Source organism: Bacteroidota bacterium (genome assembly GCA_013360915.1).
In the GTDB taxonomy this organism is placed as follows: domain Bacteria; phylum Bacteroidota; class JABWAT01; order JABWAT01; family JABWAT01; genus JABWAT01.
The window spans coordinates 309,204-324,474 of the sequence record JABWAT010000001.1 but is presented as its reverse complement, the minus strand read 5'-3'; the positions used below and the strand labels follow the sequence as shown (position 1 = coordinate 324,474).

Here is a 15,271-nt window from a genome sequence, read left to right as displayed (position 1 = left end):
AATCAGTTGCCTTTAACTGATAAAGAAATAAATTTGTACAGAATAATCCAAACCAGACCCACCTGCTCACTTGGGCAGTCAAGCCAGATACCGGACCGGGATTCCGTCCGTCTTACCATCAAGAAAGGACGTCAGCGATGACAAGCACCCGGATTGCCGGAATCGGCCATTATGTTCCCGAGAACCGTATTACCAACGCAGACCTTGAAAAACTGATGGATACCACCGATGCCTGGATTCAGGAACGGACCGGTATCAGGGAAAGGCGGTATGCGAATGTGCCTGAACAATCGACCAGCTGGATGGGTGCTCAGGCGGCCACCATGGCTTTGGCCCATGCCGGACTGTCGGCGGCAGATGTGGATTGTATCATTTTTGCGACGCTTTCCTCAGAGTATTTCTTCCCGGGCTGTGCCTGTACCATTCAGAATCATCTCGATTTTAAATCCAATCTGGCAGCCTATGATATCAGGATGCAGTGCAGTGGTTTTGTTTACGGTTTGCAAATGGCAGATGCATTTATCAAAACCGGGTTTTACCGGACGATTCTGCTGGTCGGAGCTGAATTGCAATCGACTTCTCTGAACAAGACCACGGCGGGCCGGGATGTGGCGGTCATTTTCGGTGACGGAGCCGGTGCGGTGGTTCTGACGGGAACTCAGGAAGCAGGAACGGGTATTCTGAGTCATTCCATGCATTCTGAAGGAAAATACGCAAAAGAATTGTGGTGTTATGGACCAACCCCGCTGGAACCGGTCCGGGTAACCCATGAGATGGTTGACTCGGGAATCCATTTTCCGCAGATGAATGGCCGCTATGTGTTCAAGCATGCGGTTACCCGGTTCCCTGAAGTACTGAAGGAATCGCTGGATAAAATCGGAAAGACCGTCACAGATCTGGACTGGTTTATCCCACATCAGGCCAATTTACGGATTACCGAAGCAGTCGGATCCTCTCTGGGCATTTCACCTGAGAAGGTGGTTTCAAACATTCAGAAATACGGGAACACCACTGCAGCCTCTATTCCGCTTGCCATGTCTGAACTGGTCCATGCAGGAACGATACAGCGGGGGGATCTGATCGGACTGGCGGCATTTGGCGCCGGCTTTACCTGGGGAAGTGTGATAATCCGCTACTAAAAACGTATATTAAAGAATCATTAAAAGGGAGGTTTTCCATGCGCTTAGTGACACGGTCCGATTTCGATGGATTGGTGTGTGCGGTTTTGTTAAAGGAAGTTGAAAGCATTGAGGAAGTGGTGTTTGCCCATCCGAAGGACATGCAGGATGGAAAAATTGAAATCACCTCCAATGATATAATCACCAATCTGCCTTATCACCCTAACTGTGCCATGTGGTTTGACCACCATGCCAGTGAAGGAGAGCGGGTGGATATGGAATCCGGATTTAAGGGATTGTTTGAAGTGGCCCCAAGTGCTGCCCGGGTGGTGTACAACTATTATAAATCACCCAAATTTGCCCGTTATGAAAAACTGCTGATTGAAGTCGATAAATCGGATGCTGCCCAGCTGAGCATGGATGATGTGTTGAATCCATCCGGATGGATTCTGCTTTCCTATGTGATGGATCCCCGGACCGGTCTCGGAAAATTCAGGGATTATGATATTTCGAACTATCAGCTGATGATGCAGCTGGTTGACTGGATCCGGACCAAATCGGTAGAAGAAATCATGAACATTCCGGATATTAAACAGCGTGTGGACCGGTACCGGGAGCACGAATCAGAGTTTGAAAAAGCAATGAAACAATACTCGGTTGTCGAGAAAAATGTCATTGTCACCGATTTACGGAAAGCCGATGACGTTCCCACCGGAAACCGGTTTAAAATCTACGCCATGTATCCCGCCGCCAATATTCAGGTACGGGTACATTATGGCAAGGATAAGAATACCATCGTCTGCGCACTGGGACATTCGATTTTTAACCGTACCAGCAAAACCAACATTGGGTCGCTGATGGCACGTTTCGGAGGCGGCGGACATAAGGGGGCAGGGACCTGCCAGCTGGATGCTTCGACTGCTGATGCCAAAATCAGAGAAATCATCGACCTTTGTAAGGCGGATGGCTGACAGAAATCATTGTTTGCAGAATAACAAAAAGGGCTGCTTCAAGGCAGCCTTTTTTATGACTGACGACAGGATAAAAAGAGATGTAATTCTTTATAAGTGCTTAATTTTCAAGAACAAACAGAAAAGCGGATTAAAAAAGTTTCCCGGTATTGTCACTGCTCTTTACTTTGACTAAATTTAGTTAAATCAACAATGTTGGGGGGAAGCGATGGAATACCTGGATGATGAACTCAGCCACTATCTGGAACCGGTAGCAAAATCAAGAACTCCGTTTGTTTTCGATGACATTCTGACCCGACCGATCAGAGACCTGAACCTGGTGCCTGCCACGCTGATCGGACATGAAACTTCTCTGGCCGAGGCCATTGGAATCATGCAGACACGCAAATTCGGGGCTCTGCTGGTCACCCGCGAGGGACATCTGGCCGGGATTTTTACCGAGCGCGATATTCTGAACCGCCTGATCGGCAATTCGGTAGATCTGGCGGATACACCCGTTGCCGATTACATGACCCCCAATCCGGAATCTTTGCATGATGAGGATGCCATTGTCTATGCCATGAACAAAATGGTGGTGGGCGGTTACCGGCACATTCCCATCGTGGACAGTCAGGGATTACCGGTTTCGGTTCTTTCCATCAGGGATGTGGTCTCCTTTATCTGTTCATTCTGTGATTCGGAAGTTTTAAACCTTCCGCCTCAGCCACTCAGGAAAAATCAATCGCGCGAAGGTGCCTGAGAGCAATCGAGCCGGATCCTGAGTTTCTATCAGGATACCGCCACCAAAGGCCCAATTTTTTATCAACTGTAACCAGATTCTGGAAGGATTCTTGCAATGAGTAAACCGGTACCATATCCGGGAATAGAAACCACCACCGACGGGACGGGTGGAGTTGTGTGGGTCGAAACCCATATTTGCCAGGGGGCCTGTGCCTACCCGATTACACCATCCACCAATATGGGGGGCGGATTTCAGGCAGAGGTTGCCAATGGTAAACGAAATCTGTGGGGTGAAACCCTGGCGTTCATCGAGCCGGAATCTGAGCATTCTGCCGCCTCGGCCTGTGAAGGTTTTGCACTGGCTGGTGGCCGGGTGACCAATTTTACATCGGGACAAGGTCTTGTTCTGATGAAAGAAGTATTATACACCATTTCGGGAAAACGGCTGCCGATTGTTTTTCATATCGGGGCCCGTGCACTCACTTCACATTCGCTGAACGTCCATTGCGGGCATGATGACATCATGTCGGTGGCTGATTGCGGTTGGGGCATTTTGTTTGCAAGAAATGCTCAGGAAGCCGGTGATCTTGCCTTGATCACCAGGCGGATTGCTGAGGACACCCGTACACCCATTATGTCGGTTCAGGATGGATTTCTGACCACACACACCATCGAAAAAGTCATGCTTTGTGAGCCGGAACTGATGGCCAGCTTTGCGGGAAAGCCGCAGGACCGGGTACTGAATCTGTTCGATACAGCCAATCCCGTCATGACCGGTGTTGTTCAGAATCAGGATGCCTACATGAAAGGGAAGATGGCACAACGGTTTTTCTATGATATCGTGCCTGCTGCCATTGATTCTGCCTTTGATGAGTTTGCAAAACTGACCGGCCGCCGGTATTCACAGGTAGATACCTACCGGATGGAAGATGCCGAGTTTGCCATTGTAGGCATGGGTGGACTGGCTGAAACAGCCGAAACTGCCGCTGACTGGCTGCGGGAGAACCGTGGGGTGAAAGCAGGTGTGGTTCACGTACGTTCATTCAGACCATTTCCGTCGGTTCAGCTGGTTCAGTCTCTGAAAGGCGTGCGCGCCTTTACCGTGATTGAACGGATGGACAATCCGCTGGCACAATCCAATCCGCTGACGGCTGAGATCAAGGCAGCCTTTGCTGATGCCCTGATCGGTACCGAGGGTTTTCCGGTGATTGGAAAGTTACCAGTGATTTACTCGGCTACCGCAGGAATGGGATCGCGGGACATCAGGCCGGGTCACCTGATTGCCACTTACGAAAACATGGAAAAATCGGGAAAAAGATTCTTCACACTTGGCATTGACCATCCGCTGGCACTGCCAATTTCGGTTGATCCGGATGTAAGGCCTTCCGGCGCTTTTTCGATGCGCGGGCATTCGGTGGGTGGATTCGGTTCGGTGACCACCAACAAAATCATTGCGACCATTGGCGGAGAGGTATTTGGAAAACATGTACAAGCCTATCCGAAATACGGATCTGAGAAAAAGGGGCTTCCAACCACCTATTACCTGACACTGGCCGATGGGCACATCCGCACCCATGCCGAGCTGGAGCATGTTGAGTTTGTGGCCGTGAACGATTTCTATGCCTTCAACCACTCCAATCCGCTTTCAGGGCTGGTGGAAGGCGGAACCCTGTTTATTCAATCGGGATATGAGTCACCGGCTGATGTGTGGGCTTCAATTCCCCTGAAGTCCCGTGAGCAGATCAGACAAAGAAACATCCGGGTTGTTTACATGGATACAGTCGAGGTGGCCCGTCTGGTTTCTTCATCTGCTGATCTGGTTCAGCGGATGCAGGGAATTGTGCTGCTTGGGATTTTCCTTGGAAATACGCCCTTTCAGAAGGAAAAGGGTATATCGGATGAGACTGTTTTCAAAGGAGTGGAAAAAGCCATCCGGAAGTACTTCGGAAAGCGCGGTGAGCGGGTCATTGAAGACAACATGACCTGTGTGAAAAAAGGATACCTTGAGTACCGCGTTATCCCCGATACGGTAATTCAGCAACCCGTTTTATCAACACATTAAAATCAGGAACGACCATGTCGACAACCCACCAACCAGCCCCCCGGACTGATTTTGTTATCGACCGGGAGGATTTCAACCAACGGATTGTTGGAGCTTACAATTCGGGTACTGCCGAAAAAGCCTTGCCAGCCGATATCACCACGGTTCAATCGCTGATTCCGGCAGGAACCGGTGTTCTGCGTGATTTCAGTTACATTGCCCCCGAAATTCCGAAATACATCCCGGAAAATTGTGTCGGATGTATGGAATGTGTGACAGAATGCCCTGATACAGCCATTTTGGGGAAGGTGATTGAAGAAGATCAGCTTGAAAAGGAACTGGCAGCTATTTCGGATCCGGCGCTCCGTGAGCATTTCCGGAGTCAGTTTGTAAAAACACAGAAATACCACACGGTTTTTGAGAAGAAAACAGGCACCGGCGGATTGTTTGGCATTTTCATTGATCCGACCAAGTGCAAAGGGTGTGCAGAATGCGTAACGGTCTGCGATGACAATGCGCTTGAAATGATCAGGAAGACACCGGACAACATGACTCAGTACCGGTCAGCTTTTGAGGCCTACAAGCAGGCCCCGGAAACTCCGGGTAAATACATCAACGAAAAAGTGCTTGCCGATATGATGCTGGCAGGAAAGTCACTTTTGTATGTTGGCGGAGCGGGATCCTGCATGGGGTGTGGTGAAGCAACTGCCATCCGGATGATGCTGGCGGCCACAGGATTCGTCTACGGTCCCGATCAGGTCGGCGTGATCGCATCGACGGGATGCAACACCGTGTATTCTTCCACCTATCCTTACAACCCGTTTTTAACACCGTGGGCCAATTCATTGTTCGAAAACGGTCCCACCTTCGCCATGGGCGTCAGAGCTAAATGGGATCAGGATCCGGAAAGCCGTAAGAAAGTGATGTGGCTGATCGGTGGTGATGGTGCCATGCTGGATATCGGATTTCAGGCGTTGAGCCGCATGCTGCTTTCTGGAATGAATATCAAGGTGCTGGTTCTCGATACACAGGTGTACTCGAACACCGGTGGTCAGGCTTCTACCGGATCCTTCCACGGGCAGGAAGCGAAAATGTCGGCATATGGAAAAGAAGGTAAGGGCAAGAAGGAAAGCCGGAAGGAACTTGGGACCATTGCCATGATGCACCCGAATGTGTTTGTGGCTCAAACCACAGCCGCGCACATCAATCATTTTTACCGGGCGGTAATGGCGGCTAACGAGTTTGATGGTCCTGCGGTTCTGTCGGTGTATACCACATGCCAACCCGAGCACGGAGTGGGGGATAACATGGCCTCGACCCAAGCCAGGCTTGCAGTGGATACACGTGCCTTCCCGTTATTTGTGTACGATCCGAGAAAAGGTAAGACTTTCCGTGAGCGGTTGAGCCTTCAGGGTAATCCGAATCCGAAAGACGATTGGTACACCAATCCGAAGACCAATGAACCGGTTACCTTTATTGATTTTGCAAGAAGTGAAGGCCGGTTTGCCAAACAGTTTGGTAAGGAAGGAGAGCCTTCGCCTGAACTTTTGGAAACCATGCAAAACCGGTTGGAAAACTGGCACATGCTTCAGGAACTGGCGGGATTGCGGTAATTGTACCAGATATTGTAAATGAAAAAGGGGGCTTTCAGGCCCCCTTTTTTTTAATCAGGATCCGCTGATCAGCGATTCATCAATCATCCGCCGCACTTCAGTCAGCAATTCGTAGCCTGAATAAGGCTTTGACAAAAAGGAAGTGGCAGGTCCGGTGAGATCGGAAACCTGGCTGTAAGAACTGAGTCCGCTGGTTCCAAGGATTGGTACGGTTGAACTCATTCGTCGGATGTGGTGGACGGTTTCGATCCCATCCATTTCAGGCATCATCATGTCTGAAATCACCAGGCTGATTTTATCCTGATGTTGCTTGAACATCTGGATTCCCTCATAGCCATTGGCAGCGGTAATAACCTTGTAATTGTAGACGACTAACGTCTGTTCGGCAATCATCCGGATGGGGGCTTCGTCATCAATGATCAGAATCCATTCCCCGTTTCCATGTTCAATGGCAGACGGAGTCGGTGGAGTTTGTTCTGAAACAACCTGACCGGCAACTGGAACATACACGGTGAAGGTCGTTCCCCGTCCCTCAATGCTGTACACATTGATGTGTCCGCCGTGACTTCTCATAATAGACAGAGCTGTTGAGAGTCCCAGTCCGGTTCCTTTGCCCACATCCTTGGTTGTGAAAAAAGGTTCAAAGATTTTGTCAATGATGGAAGCAGGAATTCCGGCTCCTGTATCGCTGATGGAAATGACCACGAATTCACCCACTTTCATCACAGAATCGATGGGTGGATTGGTCAGATGGAGTGTCCGGGCCTGAATACGCAAAGTTCCGCCCACAGGCATTACATCCCGTGCATTGACGCAGATGTTGAGAATCACCTGATGAAGCTGGGTTTCATCACCCCTGACCATGGGAAGATCCCCGGCTATTTCGGATTGCAGGCGTATTTGTTTCGGAAATGTATCTTCAGCAATTTTCAGGACATCCTGAATAATCCGTTTCGGGTCGAGTACCCGGTGATTCCCTTCAACCCCACGGGCAAAGGCAAGCACCTGCCGGATCATATCGGCCCCGCGCCTCAGCGACTCTTCAATAGTTCCGATGATTTTGACCGATTTTTCGTCGGTAACCCGGGTCCGGAGAAGGTCCACCGATAACATGAGCGGGGCAAATACGTTGTTCAGATCGTGTGCAATGCCACCGGCGAGGGTTCCGATGCTTTCCATCCGTTGGGTTCTGAGAAACTGGGCTTCGAGTTTCTTTTTCTCGGTGATGTTCCGGATGATTATAATGGTGTTACCCGACTCGAGCGGGACGAAACGGGCCTCATAATACTTATTCGAGTTATGAATATGGAGCGAATACTCGAGACTCTGAATGGTGTTTGTTTCGCGGACCTTATTAAAAATGGCCATGAAGCGTTCACCAACGAGCTGATCCGGTCCGGAGAAAATGGACCTTCCGGACAGATTCAGATCGGGGTCATATAAATCTTCCGGTGAGCCGCCCCGGTGTTCGATTATGATTCCACTGCCGTTAACAAGGAAAAACATATCGGGAAACGCGCGGAAAATGGCTCTGAGTTCGGTGTTGGATTTAACCAATTCACCCGAGCTGAGTTCGAGGGATCGTTCCAGCATTTTCCGGTCGGAATCGGCCTGTTCATAGGCGGATTGAACCGCACTCAGAAAACCACCGATTTTTTCGATCAGCTGCGGATCGTTATCCAGGTATTTCCGGATCTGCCGGTTCAGAAGTGGGTGTTGCTCAGACATTACCGTTCAGAAAATGTGGTGATTGTCATGGTTTGGTTGTGGAGTTCACAGGTGGCATCCGGGGTAAACGGGGAGATTTCACCATAGGAATAAAAGCCGGTGAGGGTTGTGGAAAGTCCCAGTGTATCCCGAACAGCTTCCACTTCTTCCTCGATTCGCTGTCCGAGAACCATTTTACGGCCCACGCAACTGATCAGGATGGCCAATTCGGGTTCTGTGCCCTGCAATGAACCTGTACTCGCGGCTTCTGCAGCACCCGATGCTCCATCGATCAGCCGGTCAAAATTTGCTTTCATCATCTGCGTGTAAGCCCCGACCGGAACGTCACCGGCAAAGGTCATGGACTGATCGGTTTCATCGATTGACAACACGGTCCGGACCACTGGTTTTGCAGACAGGGTTAATTTGAGGCTCAGCGGGAACAGCAGGGCCGAGCCGGGAAGATGGTTGGCCTGTTCACCAAGATAGGTTTTATAAATGTTCAGGGCGTTTCTTCCATCGAGGTCGTAAAGTTTGTTTCCTGCTGATCGTGTGACCACACGCTCGGGACCGAAGGGATCCCAGCCTCCGAGACTGCCATATCCGATTTTTAATGGTTCCCCATACCAGCCAACTGCTGCAATCAGGTGGTTGTGCGGAAGCCCGTTCCAGATCACGCGTGAAGTTTCGAACCGGTCGGAATCTCCTGCCAGTCCGCCGGTCACAGAAACACCGGAAGGGAGTAGTCTGTTGAGTCCGCGGACCAGTTCGGAGCCATTCACATTAAGTCCATCAGACAGGACAAACACGTGTCTGAGCCCCTCCTTCGGAAGTGCGGCGATGAGGGATTCACCTGCATCGGCACTGGAGCCAAAGTGACGGATATCTGCTGTGGTGCCGTAAAACCGGCAATGGTCGGCTGAAATGGTGGTGATCACCATGGTTTCATCGGTGACCTCGGTGTCCCGAATTTCACCCGAGGTGGAACATCCGGTAATCAGTGCGGACGGAAACCTTCCGGCAAGATTCAGCCCGGCCAGTTCCTGATCCAGAAGCGGACGGCTGCCGAAGACAAGGACCAGCCCGACCGACGCGTCCGAGTCGGGTAAAGAGGGGTTCAGTCGCCGTGAAGCGTTTAATAGGTATTGTTTGGTTTTCATCGTCGAATGGAAAGATAACATGAACGGATAGGGAACCAAAAAAATTCCCTGCGGTCACTCATCGGCGTTCTGCAGTTCGGGATAGAGCATGTTCCGGCAATCAGGGCAGATTCCGTGTGTAAAATCGGCATGGGTATGGCGGGCCACGTAGGATTCGACCTGTTGCCAGTAACCGGTGTCATCTCTGATTTTTTTACAGCTTGCACAAATCGGAACCAATCCCCGAAGGGTTCTTACATTGTCGAGGGCTGTTTGAAGGTCCCGGATGGTTGTTTGCAGTTTTGCATCGAGAATTTTCCGTTCCAGCTCGGCCGATGCCCGGAGGGCCATTAATTTCAGTACGAGGAAAATCCATTCGGTATCATGAACCGGTTCCTGGCTCATGACCACAATGTGTCCGATGACTTCACCATCTGAATCAAACAGGGGTTCTCCTGCATAGAAACTGGCATTCATTTGCACCAAACCGAAATCATCGGGAAAAAAGTCTCTCACTTTTTCTGGAAAAATGACACTTTCACCGTTTATCACCCGGCGGCAGGGCGTGTTTCTGAGATGGTAGCTGAAGTTGGCTGATACTTTTCCCTGGTTCCAGAATGCCAGTGTTTTCACCCGATCGGGGTCATCGAGGGTGCATTCGGTGATAAAGGAAAAGGGAACTTTCAGTGAGGCACCCAATTCGGTAACCAGATCGACGAAAAACGTTTCGCCCAGCCGGTTACTCGTTCGGTTCAGCAGATGAATGAGCACATCATGCTGATGCATATATTGTTCAAGAAGAGGATTAACCCCCGGAGCCTGATGACCCGCCATGGGGGAATATAACTGATTCGGCCGGCAAAATCACCAGATCACTACATTCTCAGTGGTCAGAATCACGATGGCCGGCATGGGAAAGGACTCCCCGGTTCCTCAGGTAATACAAAGTGGTCCCCACCAGCATCCCGATCAGATAGCCGGAAGGAAGTCCGACAGCGAGAAGCGCAACCAGAACGGCAATGAAAAAAACCTTCCGGTCGGTGATGATATCCTTTACCAGAAGGATCAGGACCATTCCTTCGAACAGCAGGATAACTCCCAGCGTGGGTTTTGGAAACAGGGAAAGGGCATAGGAGGGAGCAGAACTGAAAAAAAGACCCAACACAACATAGAAAAGGCCGTAAATGATGGTTGAACCACCCGTCCGGCCACCGAAAGTGTAATGTCCGGCAATTCCCCCCGATCCATGACAAACCGGAATGCCTCCGGTAAAGGGAGTGACCAGGTTCAGGATCGAATAGGTCCAGCCAATTTTATTGATGGTGATTTTTCTTTCCGGAAAGTAATCGGAGGCGAGTTGGTGGGTGGCAAGGATCGAATTTCCCAGAGAAAGCGGAATCTGAGGCAGGGCAAGGACCACCAATCCGGTCAGAATGACCTGCCAGGATAAATCGGGTGCTGCCAGAACGGGAAGGGAAAGTGAAAAGGAAATGGAGTCACCCGATGGAACCACAAAAGCGAATAAAACACCTGTGAGAAGAATGGGAATGGCTGGCGGATACCGTCGGTTACCGAGCAGAACAACCCCGATTGAAAATCCGATCAGTGCAAGGGCATACCCCGACCAACCCAGCGATGGCAGATAATCTTTCAGGGCAACCAGAGACAATTGAATTCCCAAACCCATCTGAATACCCCGGACCACCGGTTTTGGGATGGTACGAGCCAGCACCATGAGCAGGCCGGTTGCGGTCAGAAGCAGCATAATCGCACCAATGGCCAAGCTGCCGCCGGCAATGACGGCCCCAGGTATTTCACCAGCAATCACGATCATAGCAACGGCTTTAAGAGGTTGAACCGGCATGGGAATCCGGTAAACCAACCCGGTAAGAATCTGCAGGACACCGAATCCGATCAGAACATTGGCTGCATTCAGATCGGTTGCCAGCAGCATGCCGATTATCAAAGGCAGGTCGGTTCCGATATCGCCAAAGGCACCGGACCATTCATTCCGGTTGAACCGGATCCCGTAAGTCATATGTGTTACTCTGATTAAACTGTCCAAAAATAGGTCGGAAACGGGTAATTTCTCTCAGAAGCCAGGCCTCTGACTTATACCCGGTCATTGAAACGTAAAAATACAAATTTAATGTGGACTAAAAAGTACATATAAAGTATTTTTACAAAAAACAAAGGAGTGAATCATGTTTGCAGATAAAACCATAGGTGATATTGTCCGTGACCACCATCAGTCGGTTCGCGTTTTCGAAAAGTACCATATTGACTTCTGTTGCGGCGGGGGTCGCTTGTTAAAAGATGTGGTTGAAGAGAAGCGACTGGATGCAGAGCAATTTTTCATAGAGCTGGCCACCTCGGTCGAGGTGCAGGCCGGCGATCTTCCTGATTTTGGGTCGATGGAGACGGTCGCCCTGATCGATTACATTCTTGCGAAGCACCATGCTTTTATTCGGGAAAGAGGTCCGGTATTGGTGGGCAGGCTTAACAAACTGGCCACGGTTCATGGCAGTAACCATCCCGAACTGATCCAGATCAGGGATGTCTTTAACCGGCATTACAGCGGATTGGTTCAGCATCTGATGAAAGAAGAAATGATGCTCTTTCCCTATATCAAGGCTATGGAGGAAAATAAGCGTACGGGTAAGGGCCAGCCTTCGGCCGTGTTTCCGTCGGTGCAGCATCCTATTCGGATGATGGAATATGAACATGTGGAAGCCGGGGCAGACTTACGCGATCTCCGCGAACTTTCGAACCATTTTTCGGTACCGGAAGATGGATGCAACACCTACCGGATCGGGTTCCAGGAATTGCGTGAATGGGAAATGGATATTCACCAGCACATTCACCTGGAAAACAACATTCTTCATAAACGTGCGCAGGTGCTGGAAGAGTCGTTTGCTTAAATAGTCAGGCCCCAAGGTCCCGGTCACTGAGCATAGTTAAAGTGCAGGGACCGGGAGGAAGGAATACAGAAGTCAGAATTCAGAATACAGAAGTCAGAATTCAGAATACAGAATACAGAATTCGGAATACAGAATACTTTTGGTGTTCGGATTTACCGGTCAGGAAGGGATCAAACTATCAGCTGCCATTCAGGTGCGGCACGTCAGGCACTGACGGAAAAGCAGGAATCTCGTCTTAGTCATTCAGTTAATTGGTTCTGCAGAATGACACAGATCCCGACCTGGGTTGGGATGACAGTGAGGAATTGGTTTTACCGATCATGAATGACTGGTATTTACGATTATCTGTTTTCGGCCCCAGATCGGAGTCGAAAGGCTGATCACTTCTCTAAATCAGTTACCGGAAAACCGGTCGGCTTCGAGACCCTCAGCCACCGGGATTTTCCGCTCGCCAATTACTGACCACGTTCAAAGAGACTGACGACGGGCTAATCACCAATCACTGTTTTCTGATCTTTTCATCACCAATCTCCAATCACCCTTTTCAGCCACCAATGCTGATCATAGACCGGTGCGTGGTGGATTTGGAAAAATCGTGGCCGCCATGTGCGGCTGGTTTTTTTAACATGTGAGTGCGGATCAGAGTGTGAAATTCTTCACGGGTACAACCGGCACGGAGGGGAGAAAGCACATCGAGTTCGCCATCATCAAAGAGGCAGGATTTAAACTTTCCGTCGGCGGTCAGCCTGATACGGGAACAGGTTCCGCAAAAGGCGTTGCTCACCGAAGAAATGAAGCCGAGTTTCAAGGCTGAACCTTTGACGGCCCATTGATCGGATACATGACCAGCTGTTGATTGTTCGATGGTGGCAAGATCGACCGATTGTCTGATTTTTTTCAGTAATTCCTGAGAGGGAATGCCTGCCTGCGGGTCCCACCCGTTGCCGGCAAAGGGCATGAGTTCAATAAACCGCAGTTCAACCGGATCACGGGCGAAGAAATGAATCATGTCAACCACTTCATCCTCATTCACACCCCGCTGAACCACCATGTTCAGTTTAACCTGTAACCGGCCACAATCGATGGCTTTCCTGATTCCGGTCATGACCTGCTGATGCCAGGGCCGCTTGCTGATGGCCATAAACCGGTCCGGACGCAAGGTATCCAGACTGATGTTGACCGAGCTTAGTCCGGCTTTCAGATACTCATCGAGCTGAAGACCCAGCAACACACCATTGGTTGTCAGTCCGACCGTAGAGATACCAGCCGTTGAATGGGTGTCATGTATCAATCCGGCGAGATCGCTGCGCAAGGTGGGTTCACCGCCTGTAAACCGGACTTTGGTGACTCCCATTCCAGCCAGCCAGCCGATCACGCGGGTGATTTCGGATCGCGAGAACTGTTTTGTGCCGGGAGGGACACGGAAGCCATCTGCCGGTGCACAATACGAGCACCGCAGGTTACAGGCCGGTGTCAGAGATACACGCAGATAGTGATGAATCCGCCCGAAGGAATCGGTTATCATGCCTGTGCCGGTTTAGCGTTCTGGTCAGACTCGGGTATTTCACCATGATCATCCGAGAAGGATCCTTTGGGTTCCTTCAGAAAAAGTAAGCAATACAACGTAGAGAAAGCAGCACCTGCTGCCAGCAACAGGAAAAAGGTTTTGGAATCGACCATGGACAGAACGATGAGATAGGTAACGGCTCCGACATTTCCATAGGCACCGGCCATTCCGGAGATCTGACCGGTGTATTCCTTTTTGATCAGAGGAATCACGGCGAAGGTGGCACCTTCAGCCCCCTGGACAAACACCGAGCATAAGATGGTGATTGCCACTGCCAACCAGACCGGCCAGCCAACCTGTATGAAGGCCATGGCGAAAAAGCCGAGGGCGATTCCTGCCATGTAGATGATCATGGTGCGTTTACGATTTCCCATCAGATCTGAAAGAAGACCACCCAGCGGGCGCGCGAAGAGATTCACGAATGCAAAACTGGAGGCGATAATGCCAGCCGTGGTCGGATCCATGGTATAGGTGGATTCGAAAAAAGCCGGAAGCATGGAAACCACAGCCAGTTCGGCGCCGAAATTGGCAAAATAAGTGGTGTTCAATGCAGCCACATCACTGAAGCGGTAGCGGTCCTTTTCTGGAATCCCTTTTTTTAACAAGGGAATGTTGATCGCATAGGTTTTTGCCATGTGAACAATGAAGATCACAGCAAGGATGATCCAGCAGATATACATCAGGTCGGTGGTGAGGAAATTGGTGCCGTTATCTCCGACCTTGATGTTGCTGAGCCGCCAGGCAAGCAGTCCGAGCGCACCCACCAGTGGAAAACTCCAGATGGTCAGCTGAACCAGGTCGGACCAGGAAGTGGCAATCATAGGTTCGGTTTTCTTGATGCCGCGGAACGCTTCACCACCAGGTGTATCTCTGACGAGGAAGAAAAACAGGATTCCGTAGACAAATGAAACCACGCCATTGATGGCCAGTGCATACCGCCATCCATCGGGATTGTCGCTAAACCATGAAAGGGCAATCCAGGGAAGGGTCATGGCAGCCCAGGCCGATCCGAAATTTCCCCAGCCGGCGTAAAATCCTTCGGCGCGCCCCACCATTTTGTGAGGAAACCAATCGGCCACCAACCGGATTCCGATTACGAAACTGGCTCCGATTCCGCTCAGAATCATGCGGGAAATGAATAACTGCATGAAAGAATCTCCGAAGGCGAAAAAGAAGACCGGAACGCTCATGGTTACGAGCAGGGCACTGAACACGATGCGCGGTCCAAACCGGTCAATAAGGGAACCGATGACCAGCCGGGCCGGAATGGTCAGGGCCACATTGACAATGGCCAGTACTTTCAGATGTTCGGGAGTCAGCCATCCCACATTTTTGAGCATGGTCGTGGCCAAAGGTGCCATGTTAAACCATACATAAAAGGCGATAAAAAAGGCAATCCAGGTAAAGTGAAGCAACCGGATGCGGGGTTGACTGAAATCGATCAGTTCGGGGGTTTTCATAGATAATCCTTTAA

General features: G+C 50.4%; 12 protein-coding genes. 6 read left to right on the top strand and 6 right to left on the bottom strand.

Translation table 11 applies throughout. The annotated features are described in order from the left end of the window. Positions 1–137 precede the first annotated feature (137 nt). The 5 genes from HUU10_01390 (at position 138) to HUU10_01370 (ending at position 6,463) form a co-directional block, all read left to right on the top strand. A complete protein-coding gene (locus HUU10_01390) occupies positions 138–1,139 on the top strand; it encodes a ketoacyl-ACP synthase III (GenBank protein ID NUQ80240.1) in 1,002 nt (333 codons plus the stop codon). Positions 1,140–1,177: 38 nt separating this feature from the next. Then, the gene (locus HUU10_01385) at positions 1,178–2,089 is read left to right on the top strand and encodes an exopolyphosphatase (protein NUQ80239.1); all 912 of its coding nucleotides are present in this window, start codon (positions 1,178–1,180) and stop codon (positions 2,087–2,089) included. Between the two features lie 208 nt (positions 2,090–2,297). Beyond that, positions 2,298–2,828: a CBS domain-containing protein gene (locus HUU10_01380; GenBank protein ID NUQ80238.1), complete on the top strand. Its 531-nt coding sequence runs from the start codon at positions 2,298–2,300 to the stop codon at positions 2,826–2,828. Positions 2,829–2,924: 96 nt separating this feature from the next. Next, positions 2,925–4,871, top strand: coding sequence for a 2-oxoacid:acceptor oxidoreductase family protein (locus HUU10_01375; protein ID NUQ80237.1), 1,947 nt, complete (start codon positions 2,925–2,927; stop codon positions 4,869–4,871). 14 nt (positions 4,872–4,885) lie between these two features. Then, positions 4,886–6,463 carry a 4Fe-4S binding protein gene (locus HUU10_01370; protein NUQ80236.1) on the top strand — a complete coding sequence of 526 codons (1,578 nt, stop codon included), beginning with the start codon at positions 4,886–4,888 and terminating at the stop codon, positions 6,461–6,463. A 54-nt stretch (positions 6,464–6,517) separates the two neighbouring features. Here the strand turns inward: HUU10_01370 and HUU10_01365 are convergent, their stop codons facing one another. Genes HUU10_01365 through HUU10_01350 form a run of 4 tightly spaced genes read right to left on the bottom strand, consistent with a single transcriptional unit; the run spans position 6,518 to position 11,347 of the window. Further along, the gene (locus HUU10_01365; GenBank protein NUQ80235.1) at positions 6,518–8,191 is read right to left on the bottom strand and encodes a response regulator; all 1,674 of its coding nucleotides are present in this window, start codon (positions 8,189–8,191) and stop codon (positions 6,518–6,520) included. Then, a complete protein-coding gene (locus HUU10_01360) occupies positions 8,191–9,330 on the bottom strand; it encodes an FIST C-terminal domain-containing protein (GenBank protein ID NUQ80234.1) in 1,140 nt (379 codons plus the stop codon). Before HUU10_01360 ends, HUU10_01365 begins: the two co-directional genes overlap by 1 nt. A 54-nt stretch (positions 9,331–9,384) precedes the next feature. Further along, on the bottom strand, positions 9,385–10,143 hold the full coding sequence (locus tag HUU10_01355; protein ID NUQ80233.1) for a hypothetical protein: 759 nt from the start codon (positions 10,141–10,143) through the stop codon (positions 9,385–9,387). Between the two features lie 49 nt (positions 10,144–10,192). Then, the gene (locus HUU10_01350) at positions 10,193–11,347 is read right to left on the bottom strand and encodes a transporter (GenBank protein ID NUQ80232.1); all 1,155 of its coding nucleotides are present in this window, start codon (positions 11,345–11,347) and stop codon (positions 10,193–10,195) included. 166 nt (positions 11,348–11,513) lie between these two features. Between HUU10_01350 and ric the strand changes: the two genes are divergently transcribed. Then, entirely contained in the window at positions 11,514–12,230 is a 717-nt protein-coding gene (ric, locus tag HUU10_01345) for an iron-sulfur cluster repair di-iron protein (GenBank protein NUQ80231.1), read from the top strand. Positions 12,231–12,774: 544 nt separating this feature from the next. Here ric and moaA read toward each other — a convergent pair. Together moaA and HUU10_01335 are read right to left on the bottom strand one after the other, a co-directional pair. Beyond that, positions 12,775–13,755: a GTP 3',8-cyclase MoaA gene (moaA, locus tag HUU10_01340; protein ID NUQ80230.1), complete on the bottom strand. Its 981-nt coding sequence runs from the start codon at positions 13,753–13,755 to the stop codon at positions 12,775–12,777. Continuing rightward, positions 13,752–15,257, bottom strand: a complete 1,506-nt coding sequence (locus HUU10_01335; protein NUQ80229.1) for an MFS transporter — start codon at positions 15,255–15,257, stop codon at positions 13,752–13,754. Before HUU10_01335 ends, moaA begins: the two co-directional genes overlap by 4 nt. Between the last annotated feature and the right edge of the window lie 14 nt (positions 15,258–15,271).

Bases quoted from the DNA above. Each gene is read 5' to 3' on its own strand.
- HUU10_01350 (NUQ80232.1), bottom strand. From the start codon at position 11,347: ATGACTTACGGGATCCGGTTCAACCGGAATGAATGGTCCGGTGCCTTT.
- HUU10_01380 (NUQ80238.1), top strand. From the start codon at position 2,298: ATGGAATACCTGGATGATGAACTCAGCCACTATCTGGAACCGGTAGCA.
- HUU10_01355 (NUQ80233.1), bottom strand. From the start codon at position 10,143: ATGGCGGGTCATCAGGCTCCGGGGGTTAATCCTCTTCTTGAACAATAT.
- moaA (NUQ80230.1), bottom strand. From the start codon at position 13,755: ATGATAACCGATTCCTTCGGGCGGATTCATCACTATCTGCGTGTATCT.
- HUU10_01385 (NUQ80239.1), top strand. From the start codon at position 1,178: ATGCGCTTAGTGACACGGTCCGATTTCGATGGATTGGTGTGTGCGGTT.
- HUU10_01375 (NUQ80237.1), top strand. From the start codon at position 2,925: ATGAGTAAACCGGTACCATATCCGGGAATAGAAACCACCACCGACGGG.
- ric (NUQ80231.1), top strand. From the start codon at position 11,514: ATGTTTGCAGATAAAACCATAGGTGATATTGTCCGTGACCACCATCAG.
- HUU10_01390 (NUQ80240.1), top strand. From the start codon at position 138: ATGACAAGCACCCGGATTGCCGGAATCGGCCATTATGTTCCCGAGAAC.
- HUU10_01370 (NUQ80236.1), top strand. From the start codon at position 4,886: ATGTCGACAACCCACCAACCAGCCCCCCGGACTGATTTTGTTATCGAC.
- HUU10_01335 (NUQ80229.1), bottom strand. From the start codon at position 15,257: ATGAAAACCCCCGAACTGATCGATTTCAGTCAACCCCGCATCCGGTTG.
- HUU10_01360 (NUQ80234.1), bottom strand. From the start codon at position 9,330: ATGAAAACCAAACAATACCTATTAAACGCTTCACGGCGACTGAACCCC.
- HUU10_01365 (NUQ80235.1), bottom strand. From the start codon at position 8,191: ATGTCTGAGCAACACCCACTTCTGAACCGGCAGATCCGGAAATACCTG.